Source organism: Pseudomonas sp. REST10 (assembly GCF_029542605.1).
GTDB classification, from domain to species: Bacteria; Pseudomonadota; Gammaproteobacteria; order Pseudomonadales; family Pseudomonadaceae; genus Aquipseudomonas; species Aquipseudomonas khazarica.
Genome location: NZ_CP035677.1, coordinates 4,864,578 through 4,883,612, shown reverse-complemented (window position 1 = coordinate 4,883,612; position 19,035 = coordinate 4,864,578). Strand labels below are relative to the sequence as shown.

General features: G+C 65.4%; 16 protein-coding genes, 2 tRNA genes and 1 pseudogene. 1 reads left to right on the top strand and 18 read right to left on the bottom strand.

Annotated features, from left to right (window positions below; genetic code table 11):
- The 4 genes and pseudogenes from EWH21_RS23095 to EWH21_RS23080 form a co-directional block, all read right to left on the bottom strand.
- Window positions 1-125 (bottom strand): annotated as a pseudogene (locus EWH21_RS23095) (C4-dicarboxylate ABC transporter); the annotation flags it as partial.
- 134 nt (window positions 126-259) lie between these two features.
- Window positions 260-1,252: a C4-dicarboxylate TRAP substrate-binding protein DctP gene (gene dctP / locus EWH21_RS23090; protein ID WP_037055351.1), complete on the bottom strand. Its 993-nt coding sequence runs from the start codon at window positions 1,250-1,252 to the stop codon at window positions 260-262.
- A gap of 306 nt (window positions 1,253-1,558) precedes the next feature.
- On the bottom strand, window positions 1,559-2,944 hold the full coding sequence (locus EWH21_RS23085; protein WP_037055349.1) for a sigma-54 dependent transcriptional regulator: 1,386 nt from the start codon (window positions 2,942-2,944) through the stop codon (window positions 1,559-1,561).
- A complete protein-coding gene (locus EWH21_RS23080; RefSeq protein WP_047586019.1) occupies window positions 2,941-4,752 on the bottom strand; it encodes an ATP-binding protein in 1,812 nt (603 codons plus the stop codon). Before EWH21_RS23080 ends, EWH21_RS23085 begins: the two co-directional genes overlap by 4 nt.
- A gap of 232 nt (window positions 4,753-4,984) precedes the next feature.
- Here EWH21_RS23080 and EWH21_RS23075 point away from each other — a divergent pair, with 232 nt between their 5' ends.
- Window positions 4,985-6,610, top strand: a complete 1,626-nt coding sequence (locus tag EWH21_RS23075; protein WP_277699421.1) for a methyl-accepting chemotaxis protein — start codon at window positions 4,985-4,987, stop codon at window positions 6,608-6,610.
- A 45-nt stretch (window positions 6,611-6,655) separates the two neighbouring features.
- Here the strand turns inward: EWH21_RS23075 and rfbD are convergent, their stop codons facing one another.
- The 14 genes from rfbD to EWH21_RS23005 form a co-directional block, all read right to left on the bottom strand.
- Window positions 6,656-7,519, bottom strand: a complete 864-nt coding sequence (rfbD, locus tag EWH21_RS23070; protein WP_277699420.1) for a dTDP-4-dehydrorhamnose reductase — start codon at window positions 7,517-7,519, stop codon at window positions 6,656-6,658.
- Window positions 7,516-8,064, bottom strand: a complete 549-nt coding sequence (gene rfbC / locus EWH21_RS23065) for a dTDP-4-dehydrorhamnose 3,5-epimerase (protein ID WP_277699419.1) — start codon at window positions 8,062-8,064, stop codon at window positions 7,516-7,518. Before rfbC ends, rfbD begins: the two co-directional genes overlap by 4 nt.
- Window positions 8,061-8,933, bottom strand: a complete 873-nt coding sequence (gene rfbA / locus EWH21_RS23060) for a glucose-1-phosphate thymidylyltransferase RfbA (RefSeq protein WP_134676361.1) — start codon at window positions 8,931-8,933, stop codon at window positions 8,061-8,063. The genes rfbC and rfbA overlap by 4 nt, the downstream gene beginning before the upstream one ends.
- Before the next feature lie 9 nt (window positions 8,934-8,942).
- A complete protein-coding gene (gene rfbB / locus EWH21_RS23055; RefSeq protein WP_277699418.1) occupies window positions 8,943-10,004 on the bottom strand; it encodes a dTDP-glucose 4,6-dehydratase in 1,062 nt (353 codons plus the stop codon).
- 122 nt (window positions 10,005-10,126) lie between these two features.
- Window positions 10,127-10,202 (bottom strand) — tRNA-Thr (locus tag EWH21_RS23050).
- Window positions 10,203-10,495: 293 nt separating this feature from the next.
- Complete coding sequence (locus tag EWH21_RS23045) at window positions 10,496-11,710, bottom strand: methyltransferase (protein WP_277699417.1); 1,215 nt, start codon at window positions 11,708-11,710, stop codon at window positions 10,496-10,498.
- A 49-nt stretch (window positions 11,711-11,759) separates the two neighbouring features.
- Complete coding sequence (locus tag EWH21_RS23040; RefSeq protein WP_047586493.1) at window positions 11,760-12,449, bottom strand: ABC transporter permease; 690 nt, start codon at window positions 12,447-12,449, stop codon at window positions 11,760-11,762.
- Window positions 12,446-13,141 carry an ABC transporter permease gene (locus tag EWH21_RS23035; protein ID WP_277699416.1) on the bottom strand — a complete coding sequence of 232 codons (696 nt, stop codon included), beginning with the start codon at window positions 13,139-13,141 and terminating at the stop codon, window positions 12,446-12,448. The genes EWH21_RS23040 and EWH21_RS23035 overlap by 4 nt, the downstream gene beginning before the upstream one ends.
- Window positions 13,142-13,195: 54 nt before the next feature.
- Complete coding sequence (locus EWH21_RS23030) at window positions 13,196-13,948, bottom strand: ABC transporter substrate-binding protein (protein ID WP_047586557.1); 753 nt, start codon at window positions 13,946-13,948, stop codon at window positions 13,196-13,198.
- A 15-nt stretch (window positions 13,949-13,963) separates the two neighbouring features.
- Window positions 13,964-14,737 (bottom strand): ABC transporter ATP-binding protein, encoded by a 774-nt coding sequence (locus tag EWH21_RS23025; RefSeq protein WP_037055322.1) that lies wholly within the window; start codon window positions 14,735-14,737, stop codon window positions 13,964-13,966.
- A 247-nt stretch (window positions 14,738-14,984) separates the two neighbouring features.
- A tRNA-Phe gene (locus tag EWH21_RS23020) sits at window positions 14,985-15,060 on the bottom strand.
- 174 nt (window positions 15,061-15,234) lie between these two features.
- On the bottom strand, window positions 15,235-15,507 hold the full coding sequence (locus EWH21_RS23015; RefSeq protein WP_037055319.1) for an oxidative damage protection protein: 273 nt from the start codon (window positions 15,505-15,507) through the stop codon (window positions 15,235-15,237).
- A complete protein-coding gene (gene mutY / locus EWH21_RS23010) occupies window positions 15,504-16,571 on the bottom strand; it encodes an A/G-specific adenine glycosylase (RefSeq protein ID WP_277699415.1) in 1,068 nt (355 codons plus the stop codon). Before mutY ends, EWH21_RS23015 begins: the two co-directional genes overlap by 4 nt.
- On the bottom strand, window positions 16,568-18,793 hold the full coding sequence (locus tag EWH21_RS23005) for an AsmA family protein (RefSeq protein WP_277699414.1): 2,226 nt from the start codon (window positions 18,791-18,793) through the stop codon (window positions 16,568-16,570). Before EWH21_RS23005 ends, mutY begins: the two co-directional genes overlap by 4 nt.
- Between the last annotated feature and the right edge of the window lie 242 nt (window positions 18,794-19,035).

The window sequence follows — 19,035 nt, the reverse complement described above, 5'->3', positions numbered from 1 at the left end:
CAGTAGAACAGGGTGTAGAAGTTGTTGAGGATCACGTAGACGAAGGTGATCAGGGTCATGGCAGCGAGAAGAAAGGCGATGAAGCCTTCCTCGAAGTGCTCCCAGGCGCGCCGCAAGGCGTTCATGGTCGGGTCTCCCGAATGGAAAGGGCGTAGGGTGGGGCGGTCGTGGCCGACCCACCATGTGCAGCATGTCGGCGTACAGGACGCCGAGGTGGGTCAGTATCTGGCGATACTGCCCACCCTACGGCTCTCCGGCCTTACTGCTGGTTGGCGGCTTGGGCGGCCTTGATCAGGTCGGCACCGATTTCGCCTTCGAACTTCTTCCACACCGGCTGCATGGCGTCGCGCCATTGGCCACGTTGCTCGGGCGTCAGGGTCAGGATTTCGGTGGTGCCGGCGTCCAGGATGCGCTGCTTGTCACCCTGGTTGAGGGCGTCAGCCTGCTTGTTCACCTCGACGGTGACCTCGGCGATGATCTTGTCCAGCTCTTCGCGTACGTCAGCCGGCAGACCGTCCCAGAACTTGGTGTTGGTGATCAGCATGTAGTCCAGCAGGCCATGGTTGGACTCGGTGATGTACTTCTGTACTTCGTGCATCTTCTGGCTGTAGATGTTCGAGTAGGGGTTCTCGGCACCGTTGACCACGCCAGTCTGCAGGCCCTGGTAGACCTCGGCGAAGCTCATCTTGCGCGGGTTGGCGCGCACGGCCTTGAACTGCTCTTCCAGTACGGCGGAAGCTTGTACGCGGAACTTCAGACCACGGGCGTCCTTCGGCTCGCGCAGCGGCTTGTTGGCCGACAGCTGCTTGAGACCGTTGTGCCAGTAGGCGAGGCCGGTGATGCCCTTGTCGGTCATGGAGGTCAGCAGCTTCTGGCCTTCCGGACCTTTCTGGAAGCGATCGACCGCAGCCATGTCGTCGAACAGGAACGGCAGGTCGAATACCTGCAGTTGCTTGGTGTAATGCTCGAACTTGGCCAGGGACGGGGCAATGATCTGCACGTCACCGAGCAGCAGCGCTTCCATTTCCTTGCCGTCGCCGAACAGCGAGGAGTTCGGGTAGACCTCGACCTTGACCTTGTCGCCCAGGCGCTCTTCAGCCAGTTGCTTGAACAGCATGGCACCCTGGCCCTTCGGGGTGTGCTCGGCAACGACGTGGGAGAACTTGATGACGATCGGGTCGGCGGCGTGAACGACGCCAGCGATGGACAGGGACAGGGCGCAAGCCAGCGCCTTGGCAGTCAGTTTGAACATGCGGATGCTTCCTCTTGTTGTGTTTATCGCATTGGCGCCGGGGCGCTGCTGACGAACGGACAAGAGCAAGTCTAGGCGGCTTGGAGAAAAACGCCGGTGGCGTCAGCGAGGCCTGGACTTGTACTTGTGGGTTCGCTTGGGGCAAGTCTAGAGCAACCCTTGTGCCAGGCCTCTGTGGCAGGCGCATGACAAGCGCGCAGAAGCCCATCGCCAGCGGCCTCGATGGCCTCTGGCCAAGCGTGGCCGGGGGCTTTCGAGGCGCTTGCGGCGCTGTCAGGGCGGATGAATCTGGCGGTTTGCCGCCAGTCAGTCGAAATCCTCTGGCGAGCTTCCGCCAGCGCCGGAGAAATTCAGACCGTGCTTGCGCAGTTTGTCGTGCAGGGTCTTGCGCGGCACACCGAGGGCTTCGGCCAGGCTGCGCAGCGAACCGTGCGGGCGGCTCAGCTCGGCGGCGATCAGGGCGCGCTCGAAGGCTTCCACCTGTTCGCTGAGGCCGCCGTTGACCGGTGGCAGGTTCGGCGCGTTGCTGTCCAGCGCCAGTTCCAGGCCGAGGGCGAAGCGTTCGGCGGCATTCTGCAGTTCGCGCACGTTGCCCGGCCATGGATGCCTCAGCAGCAGCGCGCGCTGCCCGGGCTGCAGCTCGCGCGAGGCCAGGGCGTGGCGTGCGGCGGCGCCATCGGCGAAGTGCTGGAACAGCAGCAGGGCATCTTCGCCGCGCTCGCGCAGTGGCGGAATGGACAGCGGTGCGACATTCAGGCGGTAGTAGAGGTCGGCCCGGAAACGCCCGGCATCGGCGGCCTGGCGCAGGTCTTCCTTGGTCGCGGCGATGACGCGGATATCCAGCGGGATCAGCTGGTTGCCGCCGAGGCGCTCGACCACGCGCTCCTGCAGCAGGCGCAGCAACTTGACCTGCACGTCCAGGCTCATGCTCTCGATCTCGTCGAGGAACAGGGTGCCGCCGTTGGCGAACTCGAACTTGCCGATGCGGCGTTTCTGCGCCCCGGTGAAGGCGCCGGCCTCATGGCCGAACAGCTCGCTTTCGACCACCGATTCGGCCAGCGCGCCGGCGTTGATGGCGACGAAGGGGCCGTTGCGGCGGTTGGACAGGTCGTGCAGGGCGCGCGCCACCACCTCCTTGCCGGCACCCGTCTCGCCGAGGATCAGCACATCGGTGGCGATGCCGGCGAGGGCGCCGATCTGTTCACGCAGGCGGTGCATGGCCGCCGACTGGCCAACCAGGCGGCTGGCCAGCTGCTGGCGGTCGGTCAGCGCCATGCGCAGGCTGCGGTTATCCAGGACCAGACGGCGCAGCTCGAGTGCCCGGCGCACGCTGTCGAGCAGGTCATCGTTGGCGAATGGCTTCTCCAGGAAGTCATAGGCGCCCGCGCGCATCGCCTGCACGGCCAGCGGTACGTCACCGTGGCCGGTGATCAGCAGCACCGGCAGTTCGGCATCGCGTTCACGCAGCTGCTGCAGCAGCTCCAGGCCATCGATGCCGGGCATGCGGATGTCGCTGACCACCACGCCCGGCCAGCCGGCCGGAATGCGCGCGGCCAGGCCCTGGGCATGGCCCAGGCTGAGGACCTTGAACCCGGCCAGATCCAGCGTCTGGCTGAGCGCCTGGCGCAGATGGGCGTCGTCGTCGATCAGCAATACCTGGATGCGGCTGTCGATGGCGCTGTCGCTGGTCATGGCGAGGGGTCCTCTGAAGGTTGCAGGTTGACGCCTGGGCTGGCCAGGCGCAGGCGCAGGGTGATCAGCGCGCCGCCAGCCGGATGATTGGCCAGCAGCAGCTCGCCGTCCAGGGCGCGTACCAGGCTTTCGCAGATCGCCAGGCCGAGCCCCAGGCCCTGGGCGCTGGTCTTGGTGGTGAAGAAGGGTTCGCGGGCACGCGCCAGGGATTCGGCGGAGAACCCCGGGCCGTTGTCGCGCAGCAGCAGGTCGAGATGATCGGCCTGCTGCTCGACGCTGATCCAGATCCGCCGTGGCGGCGCCTTGTCGACCAGGGCATCGAGGGCATTGCCCAGCAGGTTGCCGAGCACCTGGCGCAGCCGGGTCTCGCCGGCCTGGACCCACAGCGTGGCGTCCGGCAGGTCGCGTATCAGCTCGACATCCATGCTTCTGCGCCGCTTGGCCAGCAGCGACAGGGCATCGTCCAGCGCGGGCTGCAGGGCGACGCGCTCGGGCGCATGGCGGTCGCGCCGGGCGAAGGCGCGCAGGTGGGCGATGATCGACGCCATGCGCTCGGTCAGTTCGCTGATCAGCCTGAGGTTGGCGCGCGCGTCGTCACTGCGCTGGTGGTCGAGCAGGGTGCTGGCGTTCTCGGCATAGCTGCGGATGGCGCCCAGCGGCTGATTGAGTTCGTGGCTGATGCTGGCGCTCATGGTGCCGAGCGCGGACAGCTTGCCGGCCTGCACCAGTTCGTCCTGGGCGCGTACCAGCTCCTGCTGGGCCTGCTCGCGCTCCAGCACTTCCTGCTTGAGGCGGCTGTTGAGCAGTTCCAGGTCCTGGGTGCGTTCGGTCACCCGTTGCTCCAGGTCCGCCTTGGTCTGGGTGTCGAAGGCGATGCGTTCGAGGTAGTGGCGACGGCGTTGCATCATCAGGCCGAGCAGCAGCAACAGGGCCAGCAGGGCGGCGGCGCCGACGGCCACCGCAGTACGCACCGGGCGGTCGAGCAGGATGTGCGGGGCGAGGATGCTCACTGTCCAGCCGGTCTCATCGAGGGCACGGCTCTGCGTCAGCCAGGCGCCGGGGTCGAGGTCCAGCACCGGCGGCGCCTGCGTGGGGTAGGGCTGGTTGGCGGCGATCGCCAGTTGCTCGGCGCGGTCCAGCGGGCGGCTGGCGTGAAAGCGCCAGTCCGGGCGCGAGGTGAGGATCACCACGCCATTGATGTCGGTCACCATCAGCTGCTCCGGGGTGTTGCCCCACAGCGTTTCGGTGTGGTCCAGGTCGACCTTGACCACCAGTGCGCCGATGTTGCGCTCGCCATCGCGTACCGGGTAGGCGAAGTAGTAGCCGCGCTTGCCGGAGGTGGTGCCCAGGCCGAAGAAACGCCCCAGGCGCCCGGCCAGTGCCTCGCGAAAATAGGGGCGGAAGGCGAAGTTGCCCGCGACGAAGCTGTCGGACTGATCCCAGTTGGAGGCCGCCAGAGTGACGCCGCGCGGGTTCATCAGGTAGATCACGTCGGCCCCGGTCTGCTTGCGAATGCGCGCCAGCAGGCGGTTGGCGTCGTCCAGCGCGGCCGGGTCCTGCGGTGCATAGAGGGCGGCGCGCAGCCCCGGCAGGTCACCGAGGATCTGCGGCAGCACCTCGTAGCGGCGCAGGGTACCGAGCAGGTTGGCCACGTACAGGTCCAGCGTCTGGCGGTTCTGCTCGGTGAGCACGCCGCGGTAGTAGCGTTCGGCGAGAAAGTGCACCGGCCACAGCAGGGGCGCCAGCAGCAGGGCCAGCAGCAGCAGGCTGCGCCAGCGGAGACGACGGGGATGGGGAGGCCTGGGCATGGAAGATGACTGTTGAAGGTGGGCGGGCGACGGCCGATGCAGAATTCAGGATATGGTCGATACTGTAACTTAGCGCCATCGGTAAGTGCGCGTGTTCGTGGCCCGGCGAGGTCGGGTCGCGTGCATCTGCTGCCGAGAGGATGCCTGTTGTCTGGTGGTGCCAGGGATCCATGGGCCACCCGTTGCGCTCCGCAGGGACGATACATGCGCGTTGTCCTGCAGGAGAACAGCCATGCTGTCACGACTCACCGTTCGTATGCGTTTGTTGTTCCTCGCGCTGCTGCCATTGGTGGTGCTGGTGTTGGTGATCGGCATGGCGGTGAACAACGCCAGCCGGCTGAACCAGAGCTTCGAGGAACTGTTCAAGGACCGGATGCAGCCGGTCAGCCAGCTCAAGGTCTTCGCCGACGCCTACGCGGTGACCATCGTCGACTCCCTGCACAAATACCGCGCCGAACTCTTCGACGAGGCCAAACTGCGCGAGGCCATGGCCTCGGCCCGCCAACGCGGCGACCAGGCCTGGAAGGCCTACCTGGCGACCAACATGACCGCGGACGAAAAGGCCAGGGTCGAACGGGTACGCGTCGACCTGCAGCAGGTGCAGCAGTTGGTGGACCAGTACATGGGCAAGCTCGATGGCGGCCAGCTGCGGGCGATCGAGCCGCGCACCTTCAACCGCGAGCTGTACGGCACCTTCGATCCGCTCGGCAGCGAGCTGGAGCAGCTGATCGCCCTGCAGCTCAGCGAGGGGGAAAAACTCGGGGTTCGTACCGGCGAGCTGTACCAGTCGATGCGCAACACCTTCATCGGCATCGGTGTGGTCGCGCTGCTGCTGGTGCTGCTGGTGGCCCTGGTGATCGGCCTGTCGATCATCCGTCCGCTGTCGGCCCTGCGCGGTGTGATCAGCGAGGTGCAGGAGAACGCCAACCTGACCCTGCGGGCCAACGCCGAGGGCAGCGACGAGGTGGCCGACACGGCGCGTGCCTTCAATACCCTGCTCGAACATCAGCAGGCGTTGATCCGTCACCTGACCGAGACCGCCACCCAACTGGCTGCGGCTGCCGAGGAGATGAGCGCGATCAGCGCCCAGGCCAGCCAGGCCGCGACCAGCCAGGGCGACCAGACCAACATGGTGGCCACGGCGGTGCACGAGATGAGCGTGGCGGTGCAGGAGGTGGCGCAGAATGCGCAGAACATGGCCGGCGCCGCGGCCGATGCCAACCGCGAGGCGCGTCAGGGACGCGATCTGGTGCAGGCCAATCTGAATGCCATTCGCGGCCTGTCCTCATCGGTGGACGAGGCCGGCAAGGTGATCGACAGCCTGCACAACCAGAGCGACGAGATCAGCAAGGTGCTGGGCGTGATCCAGAGCATCGCCGAGCAGACCAACCTGCTGGCGCTCAACGCCGCCATCGAAGCGGCGCGCGCGGGCGAGGCCGGGCGTGGCTTCGCCGTGGTGGCCGACGAGGTGCGGGCGCTGGCCAGCAACACCCAGCAGGCCACCGAGTCGATCCGCAGCATGATCGACGGCCTGCAGACCGGTGCGCGCAGTGCGGTCAGCGCCATGCAGCAGTCGCGCGAGCAGGCGCAGAACAGCGTCAGCCACGCCAGGGAGGCCGACGAGGTGCTCAATCACATCGCGCTCGCCATCGAGGGCATCGCCGACGGCAACGTGCAGATATCGGCCGCCACCGAGGAGCAGACGGCGGTGGCCAGCGAGATCAGCCAGAACATCAACGGGCTCAACGACAGCATCGGCGAGGTGGTCAACGGTGCCGAGCAGAGCTCACTGGCCAGCCGCGATCTTGCGCAACTGGCCAGTGGTCTGCAGCAGCAGATTCAGCGCTTCACCGCCTAGGGCAGGGGTGAAAGAAGCGGGGCTGGGTGATCCGGTGCGGAAAGCCTAGGGCGTTTCACCCAGGCACTGTTGCAGTGCCTGGCGCCAGTCGGCCAGGCGCAGGTTCCAGTCGTGCGCCAGGCGCGTGCCGTCCAGGCACGAGTTGAGCGGGCGGCGGGCCGGGGTCGGGTAGTCGCTGCTGGGGATCGGCAGCAGCCTGGCGCAGGGCTTGCCGGCGGCGCGCAGGTGCTCGGCGATGGCCTGAGCGAAGCCGAACCAGCTGGTCTGGCCCTGGTTGGTCAGGTGATAGGTGCCCCAGTGGCGGTTGCCCTGCTGCCAGGCCTGGATCAGCTCGGCGCTGGCAGCCGCGATGCTGCCGGCCCAGGTCGGTGCGCCGATCTGGTCGTCGACCACCTTCAACTCTTCGCGCTCCTGCAGCAGGCGCTGCATGGTCAGCAGGAAATTGCGCCCGTGGCGCGAGTAGACCCAGCTGGTGCGCAGGATCAGGTGCTCGCAGCCGCTGGCGGCCACGGCCTGCTCGCCGGCCAGCTTGCTCGCGCCATATACGCCGAGCGGATTGCTGGCATCGTCTTCGTGGTACGCGCCGTCCTTGCTGCCATCGAAGACGTAATCCGTGGAGTAGTGGATCAGCGGGATACCCAGCTCTGCGCAGGCCTTGGCCATGGCGCCGGGGGCTTCGGCGTTGACGGCGAAGGCGCGTTCAGGCTCCTGCTCGGCGAGATCCACGGCTGTGTAGGCGGCGGCGTTGATCAGCAGTTGCGGGCGTTCACGCAGGATCGTCTCGCGCAGGCTGGCGGGTTGCTCCAGATCGAATGCCTGGCGTCCCAGGCTCAGCAGCTGGTGGTCGGCGAGTGCGTGCTGCAGGGCTTGGGCAACCTGGCCGGTGTGGCCGCTGATCAGAATCTTCATGCGAAGGCCTCGGCCTCGCTCAGGCTCACGCCCTGCTGGTCCTTGAGCGACAGCTGTGGCGTCAGGCCGTCGAGCGGCCAGTCGATGGCCAGCTGCGCATCATCCCAGCGGATGCAGCGTTCGTGGGCCGGTGCGTAGTAGTCAGTGGTTTTGTAGAGGAACTCGGCGTAGTCGCTCAGCACCAGGAAACCGTGGGCAAAACCCTCGGGTACCCAGAGCTGGCGCTTGTTCTCGGCCGACAGGTGTACGCCGACCCATTTGCCGAAGTTCGCCGAGCTGCGGCGCACGTCCACGGCCACGTCGTAGACCTCGCCGGCGCTGACCCGCACCAGCTTGCCCTGGGCCTGCTGCAGCTGATAGTGCAGGCCGCGCAGCACCCCGCGCGCCGAGCGTGAGTGATTGTCCTGCACGAAGTCGCGCTGCAGGCCGGTGGCCTCGGCGAAGCGCTTGGCATTGAAACTCTCGAAGAAGAAGCCGCGTTCGTCACCGAACACCTGGGGCTCCAGGATCAGCACTTCCGGCAATGCGGTCTCGATCACCTTCACTGCGATTCCTCCGCCAGTTTGTACAGGTACTGGCCGTAGCCGGTCTTGCCCAGCGCCTTGGCGCACCTCAGCAGCTGGTCCCGGTCGATCCAGCCCTGCTGGTAGGCGATCTCCTCGAGGCAGGCGACTTTCAGGCCCTGGCGCTTTTCCACCGTCTGCACGTACTGCGAGGCGTCGATCAGGCTGTCGTGGGTGCCGGTGTCGAGCCAGGCGAAGCCACGGCCGAAACGCTCCACGCGCAGATCGCCACGGGCCAGGTAGGCGTTGTTGACATCGGTGATCTCCAGTTCGCCACGTGCCGAGGGTTTGACGGCCTTGGCGATGCGCACCACGTCGTTGTCATAGAAGTACAGGCCGGTCACGGCGAAGCTCGACTTCGGCTTGGCCGGTTTCTCCTCGATCGACAGCGCGTTGCCAGCGGCATCGAACTCCACCACGCCGAAGCGCTCGGGGTCGCTGACCCAGTAGCCGAACACGGTGGCGCCGCTGTCGTGGCTGGCGGCACGCAGCAGCATCTCGGTGAAGTGCTGGCCGTGGAAGATGTTGTCGCCGAGGATCAGGCACACCGAGTCACTGCCGATGAACGACTCGCCGATCAGGAAGGCCTGGGCCAGACCGTCGGGCGAGGGTTGTTCGGCGTACTGCAAGGTGATGCCGAACTGGCTGCCGTCGCCGAGCATCTTGCTGAAGTTCGGCAGGTCTTCGGGGGTGGAGATGATCAGGATCTCGCGAATGCCGGCGAGCATCAGCACCGACAGCGGGTAGTAGATCATCGGCTTGTCGTAGATCGGCAGCAGCTGCTTGGACACGCCGAGGGTAATGGGGTGCAGACGCGTGCCGGAGCCGCCGGCGAGGATGATGCCTTTCATTGAAACTCCTTAAAGTGCGCCGAGCCGCTGGCCCTGATAGCTGCCATCCTGCACGCGGCGGCACCAGTCGAGGTTGTCCAGGTACCACTGCACCGTCTTGCGCAGGCCGCTGGCGAAGGTTTCCTCTGGTACCCAACCCAGCTCGCGCTCGATCTTGCTGGCGTCGATGGCATAGCGCAGGTCATGACCGGGGCGATCCTGCACGTAGGTGATCAGCTCCTCGTAGCGGGCAACGCCAGCCGGTTTCTGCGGTGCCAGCTCTTCCAGCAGCGCGCAGATGGCACGCACCACGTCGAGATTCTTCTGCTCGTTGTGCCCGCCAATGTTGTAGGTCTCGCCCACCTGACCCTCGCTGACCACCTTGAGCAGCGCGCGGGCGTGGTCTTCGACATAGAGCCAGTCGCGCACCTGCTGGCCATTCCCGTAGACCGGCAGTGGCTTGCCGGCCAGGGCGTTGAGGATCATCAGCGGGATGAGCTTCTCGGGGAAGTGGTACGGGCCGTAGTTGTTCGAGCAGTTGGTGATCAGCACCGGCAGGCCATAGGTGCGCAGCCAGGCGCGCACCAGGTGGTCGGACGCCGCCTTGCTGGCCGAGTACGGGGAGCTGGGTGCGTAGGGCGTGGTCTCGCTGAACAGGTCGTCGACGCCGTGCAGGTCGCCGTACACCTCGTCGGTGGAGATGTGGTGGAAGCGGAAGGCGGCCTGGCGTTCGGCATCGAGCCCGAGCCAGTAGCTGCGGACACTTTCCAGCAGGCTGTAGGTGCCGACGATGTTGGTCTGGATGAATGCGGCAGGGCCGTCGATGGAGCGGTCGACATGCGATTCCGCAGCCAGGTGCATCACCGCATCCGGCTGGAATTCGGCCAGCGTCGCGGCGACCTGTTCGCTATCGGCGATGTCCGCCTGCACGAAGCGGTAGCGCGGGCTGTCGGCGACTGTCTCCAGCGACTCCAGGTTGCCGGCATAGGTCAGCTTGTCGAGGTTGAGCACCTCGTGATCAGTCTGCCGGATCAGGTGGCGAATCAGGGCCGAACCGATGAAGCCGGCACCGCCGGTGATCAGGATGCGCATACATCTACCTCGTGCTCTTGCGGCCGCTCCCGCCAGCTGCATGTGGAGCCGAAGCCGTTCTAGAAGACTGGTCGCTGTAAAAACAAAAAAGGCCTGCATGAGAGCAGGCCTTTGATACTAAATGGTGCCGGCACCAGGAGTCGAACCCGGGACCTACTGATTACAAGTCAGTTGCTCTACCAGCTGAGCTATACCGGCTTAGTGGGGGCGCCATTATATCCATTCGTCGGCACGAGTAAAGCCACCTTCAAGCCGCATGTTTACGGGCCTGGCTATCAGCAGCGCTTCTTTTATGCACAAAGAGAAGGCATCGCCGAGCGGTACGCACCGCTGCTGTGCGCTTCGTCACGGTTTTTCGCAAGTCTTTGTTTTTCTGCGACTTATTTCTGTGGTCGAAAAATAGCCAGATGTCCGCAGGGCAACTCCCTCGGGTGCTGGGTGCTTTTGCCCAGAAAGCATCAACAGAGTTATCCACAGCTTCTGTGTGCAACTCAGGCGCGCTCGGCGACCAGCAGCAGATTGCGTGGGGTCAGCTGGTAGTCGCAGAAGCTGCCCAGCTTCACGTCATAGCCCTGCTCCTGCAGGTACAGGGCGCGATCGAGCAGCAGCCAGAGCTCCAGCGGGCGACGGAACAGGTTGCGCAGCAGTTCGAGGTTGCGCACCTCGGCCAGGCGTTGCCAGCCGCAGGCCTCCAGCGCCTGCCAGTCCTGCTCGCCGGGAGCAGGTACCTCACGCAGTGCGGCCAGGTCCTGGCAGAAGCTGGCGAACGGCTTGCTGAACCACTCGCTGGGCAGAGTGGGGGTCGGCAGGTACTCGTCGACGCCCCTGAGCTGGCGTTGCAGCAGGTCGAAGGCCAGGCGCCAGGCCATCGACTGGTTGCGCTGGCGACGTACGCGCGCTCCCGCCGTCACGGTTTCGCTGAGCGGCAGGCCGAGGTCGTCACGTGACAGGTGCAGCGCCGATGCCTGCGCCACCTGCGACAGGGCCTGGTAGTGCGAGGCGGCAGTGCGGTTGTAGCAGCAGGGTGCGACCGCCAGCTGTGTACAGCCTTTCTGCTTGGCCAGTTGCAGCAGGCGTACGTGGAGGTCGCCGCAGGCATGCAGGGCGACGGGCGTCTGTCCGGCATCGAGTCGCTCGGCGACGTCGTCGCGGAGCACATCCTGATGCAGATGCGCCGCCTGCACGCCCAGGCGGCGGCTGAGCAGGTCACCGGCCTGCACCAGCGCCGGGTCGTACTCCAGGCACGTCAGTCGTTGCTCGTCTTGGGTCAGCCAGCGACCGAGATGGCCCTTGCCCGAGCACCAGTCGAGCCAGTGGCGCGGGCGCTGGTCGAACGACAGGTGGCTGGCGAAGGCCTGGATCTGCGCCATCTTGCGCCCGGGGACATCGACGCCGAACGCGTGCGAGCGCTGTGTGCCGGCTGCGTTCGGCAGTTCGCCCAGGGCGCTCAGCTCGCGCGCCTGGCGCGCCAGCTCGGCGAAGGGCGCGGGTGCTGCGAGCTGGTAGGGGGCATTGTCGGCGGCCTCTGCCTGCTCCAGCGAGCGGCCGCGCAACCAGTTGGCGAGCTCGGGGAGCTGGCTCTCCCAGGGCAGTTGCAGATGATGAAACGGCCTGGGGCGCCACAGGTCCTGGTGCTGCAGGAGGAAGCCGTCCAGCGCCTGGAAGCGGATTAGCAGGTCGCCGGAGGTGAGGAAAGGCTCTGACATGATGCTCGTGACGGGCGAGGGGCCGTCCGCAAAGGACGGCCCGAACGGCTCAGCGACCCTGGCAGGCGTCGACGCGCAGCCAGCGTTCCAGCAGGCGGAAGGCCCTTACCAGAACAAAGGCGATGGCCAGGTAGAACAGACCGGCCGCGAAGAAGATCTCGACCGGCAGGTAGGTGCGGGCAATGATGGTGCGCGCCATGCCGGTCAGTTCCAGCAGGGTGACGGTGCTGGCCAGGGCGCTGGCCTTGAGCATCAGGATCACTTCGTTGCTGTAGGCCGGCAAGCCGATGCGCGCGGCGCGCGGCAGGATGATGTAGAACATGGCCTGCGCCCGAGACATGCCCAGTGCACGGGCGGCCTCGACCTCGCCCTGCGGCACGGCCTGGATGGCGCCGCGCAGGATCTCGGCAATGTAGGCCGCGGTATGCAGGGTCATGGTGATGATTGCGCACCAGTAGGGGTCACGCAGGTAGGGCCACAGCGGGCCATGGCGCACGGCATCGAACTGCGCCAGGCCGTAGTAGACCAGAAACAGCTGCACCAGCAGCGGCGTGCCACGGAAGAAGAAGATGTAGCCGTAGGGCAGGGCGCGTACGTACCAGTGCTTGGACGCGCGGGCGATGCCCATGGGCAATGCGACGATCAGGCCGGCCACGACGGCAATGGCCACCAGTTCGAGTGTCAGCAACGCGCCTTCGGACAGGCGCGGCAGCCATTTGATGATGACTTCCCAGTTCATGAGGCGCTCCGGACGAAGCCACGGCTAGCGCGCTTCTCGAGGAAATGCAGGCCGATCATGGCGAGAATGGTCAGGCCCAGGTAGATGAAGGCGGCGACCATATAGAAGGTGAAGGGCTCCTTGCTCGCGGTCACGGCGATCTGCGAGCGGCGCATGATCTCTTCCAGGCCGATCACCGAGACCAGTGCGGTGTCCTTCATCAGGATCATGAACAGGTTGCCCAGGCCGGGCAGGGCGATGCGCCACATCTGCGGCAGGACCAGCTTCCAGAGAATCCGCCCGCTGGACATGCCCAGTGCCTGGCCCGCTTCGCGGTGGCCTTTGGGAATGGCGAGGATGGCGCCGCGGAACACTTCGGTGGCATAGGCACCAAAACACAGGCCGAGGGCGATGGTGCCCGCAGCGAAGGCGGAAAGCTCGAGGCTCTCGACGCCAAGCAGATCGGCCAGGCTGCGCATCAGGCCGACGGTGCCGAAATAGATCAGCAGCACCCAGAGCAGCTCGGGCACGCCGCGCACGATGGTGGAGTAGCTGCCGCCGAGCCACTGCAGCGGCTTGTACGGCGAAGTCTTGGCCAGCGCACCCAGCAGGCCCAGCACCAGACCGACCGACAGCGCGGACAGCGCCAGTTTGACGGTCATCAGGGTGCCGGCGGCCAGGGCGGGGCCGAATCCGTGGAGTTCGAAAATCATCGGAGGGCTCGGGCAGTTGCGCCGCCGCGTGGGCGGCGCAATGCCTTCAGGTCATCAATAGATGCTGAACGGGAAGTACTTGTCGTTGATCTGCTTGTAGGTGCCGTCTTCGATGATGGCTTGCAGAGCGGTGTTCAGCTTCTCGCGCAGCGGGTCGCCCTTGCGCACGGCGATGCCGATCTTGTCGTTGTCGAATACCGGGTCGCCCTTGAATTCGAAGTCCTTGCCGGCATCGCTCTTGAGCCATTCCCAGTTGACGAAGGTGTCGGCCAGCACGCCATCGAGACGGCCGGAGGCCAGGTCGAGGTAGGCGTTTTCCTGGGTGTCATACAGCTTGATGTCGACGACCTTGCCGAGGTTGTCTTCCAGCCAGGTGCCGGCGATGGTGGCGCGCTGGGCACCAATCACCTTGCCCTTGAGGCTGGCTTCGTCGGTCTTGAAGTCGGCGGACTTGGGCGCGATGAACTGCAGCTTGTTGGTGTAGTACGCATCGGTGAAGTCGACGGCCTGCTTGCGCTCGTCGGTGATCGACATGGAGGCGATCAGGAAGTCGAACTTCTTGGCGTTCAGGGCCGGGATGATGCCGTCCCAGTCGGAGGTAACCACTTCGCACTCGGCTTTCATCTTGGCGCACAGTGCCTGGCCGATTTCCACGTCGAAGCCGGTGACCTTGCCGCTGGCGTCGATCAGGTTGAAGGGCGGGTAGGCGCCTTCGGTGCCGAGTTTCAGTTTGTCAGCGGCGACAGCGCTGGTGCCGAAGGCCAGAGTGGCGGCCGCGGCCAGCAGGATCTTCTTATAGTTCTGCATGCATGTTGCTCCGTGTTAGCGATTGCTGGACATGAATTGTTTACAGCGTGCCGATTGCGGGTTTTCGAACACCTGGGCGGGTGGCCCCTGCTCCTCGACCAGGCCCTGGTGGAGGAACACCACCTCGCTGGACACCTGGCGAGCGAAACTCATTTCGTGGGTAACCAGCAGCATGGTGCGACCCTCGTCGGCAAGCGCGCGAATCACATTAAGCACTTCTTGTACCATCTCCGGGTCGAGGGCCGAAGTCGGTTCATCGAAGAGGATCACCTTCGGTTGCATGGCCAGGGTGCGGGCAATGGCTGCACGCTGCTGCTGGCCGCCGGAAAGCTGGTTGGGATAGACATGACGCTTGTCGGCGATGCCGACCTTGGCCAGCAGCGCCTCGGCCACCTCGGTGGCTTCGGCCTTGCTCTGGCCCAGTACGCGGCGCGGCGCCTCGATGATGTTGTCGAGCACGCTCATGTGCGGCCACAGATTGAAATTCTGGAAGACGAAGCCGATCTCGCTGCGCAGGCGGTTGATCTGCTTGTTGTCGGCGGCGATCAGGTCGCCGTTCTTCGCGGCCTTGAGCTTGAGCTCCTCGCCAGCGACGAAGATCTGACCCTCGTGCGGGTTTTCCAGCAGGTTGATGCAGCGCAGGAAGGTGGACTTGCCGGAGCCGGAAGAACCGAGGATGGAGATGACGTCACCGTCCCTGGCCGTCAGGGAAATGCCCTTGAGCACTTCGAGATCGCCGTAGCGTTTGTGCAGGTTGCGGATTTCCAGCGCGGGCGTCGCCTCGGCCATGGGGTGTGATCCTCTTCTTCTTCGAATGCGCTCCGGCGTACGGCGGGCCATCCTGGCTGGCGGCCAAGCTAGCATAGCGTTTCCGTGACCGCCAAGCCGTTTGCCGGGCGATAGCAGGTCGCCGGGTCGCAGGTGTCGCCTGGTTACAGTTGCTTGTCGCGCAGGCGAAACAATGGCACGAGAAATTTGCGGGAGGCAGAAAGCAAAAAGCCCCAGCACGTGGCTGAGGCTCTTTGTCATGTATCAGTGGTGCCCAGGGACGGAATCGAACCGCCGACACGGGGATTTTCAATCCCCTGCTCTACCAACTGAGCTACCTGGGCCAACGGGGCGCTATTAGACGGATTTGCAGGATCAGTGTCAAGCGTGAGTTGGAAAAATATTTAAATATTTCGGGCGCTTAGGTTCATGAGCGAGAAAAGCGGGGAGGGCCGGCCAGGTCGCGCGTGGGCAATTGGCGACGGTTGCCGTGGCCAGAGCCTCTCCCTCCTGCATGCTTATTCGCTGGGCGGCACGTAGCCTTCGGCTTGGGCGTATTCCTCGCCGGAGAGGAACTTGTCCATCTCGGCCTGGAGGAACTTGCGATCCTCGGCGTTCATCATGTTCAGGCGACGCTCGTTGATCAGCATGGTCTGGTGCTTCTGCCACTCGTCCCAGGCCTGCCTGGAGACGTTGTTGAAGATGTCTTCGCCTTTGGCGCCGGGGTAGGGCGCGCGATCCAGGCCGGGCAGTTCCTGTTTGTATTTGCGGCACAGCACGGTGCGGGTCATGTCGGTTCTCCAGCGGTAATGGCTTGCGCCGCGCGTTTCAGCAGCTTCTTCACCGGGGCGGCAAGGCCCAGGCGCGGCGGGGTGGCGAGGTTATACCAGAGCCAGTCGTCCTCGGCCACGCGGCTCGGCTGCTCGGTCACCCGCACCAGCCAGGGTTCGATCGCCAGCTGGAAGTGGCTGAAGGTGTGGGTCAGGCCTTCCAGTTCACGGCGTGTGCCGAGGTCGAGCTGGCGCTGCTGGCCGAGCGCAACGAGCTGCTCGAGGTCGTCCAGTTCCGGCAGGCTCCACAGCCCGCCCCACAGTCCAGTCGACGGCCGGCGATAGAGCAGGATGTCGCCGTCAGCGTTGACCAGCAGTGGCATCAGGGTGCGTTTCTGCGGCAGGGCCTTGCGCGGCTTGGCCACCGGGTAGCGGATTTCCAGGCCGAGCAGGTGCGCCTGGCAGCCGCTGCGCACCGGGCACAACAGGCAGGTCGGCTTGCTGCGGGTGCACAGGGTGGCGCCGAGGTCCATCATCGCCTGGGTGTAATGGTTGACGCGCTCGTGCGGGGTCAGGCGCTCGGCCACGTCCCACAGTTGCCTGGCCACCTTCGGCTCACCGGGGTAGCCCTCCTGCGCCACGTAGCGTGCCAGTACCCGCTTGACGTTGCCGTCGAGGATCGGCGCGCGCAGGCCCATGCTCAGGCTGGCGATGGCGCCGGCGGTGGAGCGGCCGATGCCGGGCAGTTCGCTGAGGGCGTCGACACTGCGCGGAAACTCGCCGCCATGCTCGCGCATGATGATCTGCGCGGTCTTCTGCAGGTTGCGCGCACGGGTGTAGTAGCCCAGGCCGGTCCACAGGTGCAGCACTTCGTCTTCCGCCGCCTCGGCCAGGTCCTTCACGGTCGGCAGGGCGGCCATGAAGCGGTCGAAGTAGCCGAGCACGGTGCTGACCTGGGTCTGCTGCAGCATGATTTCCGACACCCAGACACGGTAGGGCGTGATGCCCTGCTGCCAGGGCAGGTCCTTGCGTCCGTGCTGGTCGTACCAGGCCAGCACGGCGCCGTTGAACTGCTCGGGGCTCATCGGTTGAACAGGCCCTTGAGTGCGTCTTTCAGCTCCGGGCTGACCTTGTCGCCGAGTTTCTCCTCGAGCTTCTCGGTCAGCTTGTTGCCGGCCAGGCGCGCAGCAATCTTGCCGAGGCCGTCCTGGTCGAGGCGACAGGCCTTGGCGCCAAGCTCCAGCGGACCGCGGCAGCGCAGCGGCCATTCGATGCCGACATAGCGCTCGTTGACCTGGCAGGCCGGGTCGGGCATCTCGCGCTGGTCGCCTTCGATGGTGATGCCGACCTGGTAGTCGATGCCGAGCACGCGCAGGTCGAGGTCGCCCTTGCCGCTTACCGCCAGGCCCGGGATCTGCGCCTTCATGTCCGGGTTGTGCGCTACGCCGTTACGCACGCTCAGGCTGCCCTTGAGCTCGCGGAAGGGGGTGTCCTTGCCGGTCGGCGGGTTGCTCATGGCCTTGCGGTTGAGGGTGGCGATGCCACGGCAGAGCTGCTGCTCGAGGTTGGCATCGACCAGCACGCCATCGTTGAGCACGAAGCTGGCGGTGCCGTTGAGCGCTTCGACCCAGGCCTTCTGGCTGTTGCCACGGGTGTTGAACTTGGCGTCGAGGTCGAGCAGGCCACGGATCGGCGCGGGCTGGCCGTCCTTCTTCAGGAAGGGTTCGACGGGCATGCGGCTGAGGCGTTTCTCCACGCTGAGCATGGGCTCGGCCTGGCGCACGTCGATGCGGCCATTGCCGCTGAAGCTGCCGCCCTGCAGCTTGCCGCGAACGTCCTGCAGGGTGATCAGACCGCCGCGACCGTTGGCTTTCAGGGTCACGTCGGTGAACGGCTGCTGGTCGAAGGTCAGTTGCCCCAGGCTCAGGGCCAGCTGCAGGTCGAGCTTGCGCAGCTGATCGACCGGCAGGACCTTGTCGTCGCTCCAGGCCTGCTGGGTCGGCGCATTGGGCAGTGGTGTGCTGCCGTCCTTGCCGGCGCTGGAGATGCTGTCCTTGACCTCGGCCTGGCGCGCTGCGGCGGCCTTGTCCTTGGTCTCCGGCGGCAGGTAGTCGTCCAGGTTGAGCGTGTCGCCCTTGAGGTCGGCGCGCAGCGCCTGACGGGCGAAGTCTGCCACGCCCAGGCTGCCGGTGAAGGTGCTGCCGTCAAGCTTGAGGGTGAGGTCTTCGAGCATCATGCCGTTGCTCGAACCATTCAGGCGGCTGACCAGTTCGAACTGGTTGAGGCTGTTGGCGTCACGGGTCTTCGGCAGCTCCACGCCGATGCCATCGAGGAACTCGCGCAGGTTGAGCGGCGCGATGGACAGGCCGCCAGACAGCTTGGCGTCCTTGTCCAGCTCGCGGGCCTTGAGTTCGCCCAGGGCGCGCAGCTGGTTGGCGGAGAGCTTCAGGCTGTTCCATTCGGCGATGTTGGCCGCCAGATCGACCAGCAGCTGGCCTTGTGCGGAGAAGTTCAGGGTCTTGCCCTTGAGCGGTTCGCCCGAGACTTCGCCGGCCAGCTTCAGGTCTTCGAACTGGTAGCGCTTGAGGGCCCGGTCGAAGCGCAGCTGGCCTTCCACTTCGCTGCGCGCACGCAGCACCGGCTGGTTGGTGCCGAAGAAGGCGCTGAGCTTGAGCGGAATGCTCGCGCCTTCGCGGATGGCGCCGGTCTTCAGTTCGATGTTCTCCAGGGTGAACTGCTGGCCTTTCTGTGCATCGCTGTAGTCGATGCGCGAATTGCTCAGGCTCAGGCTGTCGATGTCCAGCTTCAGCGGTTGGCCGGCGGGTTTTTCCCCTGGCTGCTCGGCAGGGATGTCCTCGCTCGGGGCGGGTTCGCCAGGCGATTGCTGCGCCACGGTGGTCTCGGCGGGGCGGCCGACGCCTTCCCAGTTGCCGTGGCCCTTGTCGTCACGCTGCAGGTTGAGGTTGAGGCCGTCGATGCGGATATCGCTCATCTGCACTTCCTTGCGCAGCAGCGGCATCACGCGCACGGAGAGCCCGATCAGGCGCAGGTCGGCGAAGGGTTTGTCCGGCGTATCGGCGCTGGCCAGGGTGGCGTCGGTCAGTTCCAGGCCCAGCCAGGGGAACAGGCTCCAGCCGATGTCACCCTTGAGTTGCAGGTCGAGGTTGGCCTTGTCGTGGGCGATCTGGCGAATCTCGTCCTTGTAGTCGTTGGGGTCGAACAGGTGGGTCAGGGCAAACAGCAGCGCCACTATGATCAGTAGCAAGCCGAGAAAGAAAAGGCCCAGGATCTTGCCTAGCGCTTTCATGAGCGGGGTCCTTGGTTTCGATGGCTGGAATGGCGGGAAACAGACGGTCGCCGATTATAGCCTCATGCGCAGTCGCGAGGCGTTCGCAGTGGGCGGGTCGCGGTGCTCGGCTGGGTGTTGGATCGAAAACCCGGCAAGCGGTTCCCGGTGGTCATGCGGGCCTGGTCGTCGTCGCGTGATCGGCCTGGCGTTCGTGGCGGAAACGGCAGGGGCATCGACGCCATCTATCGGTCGATAGATGC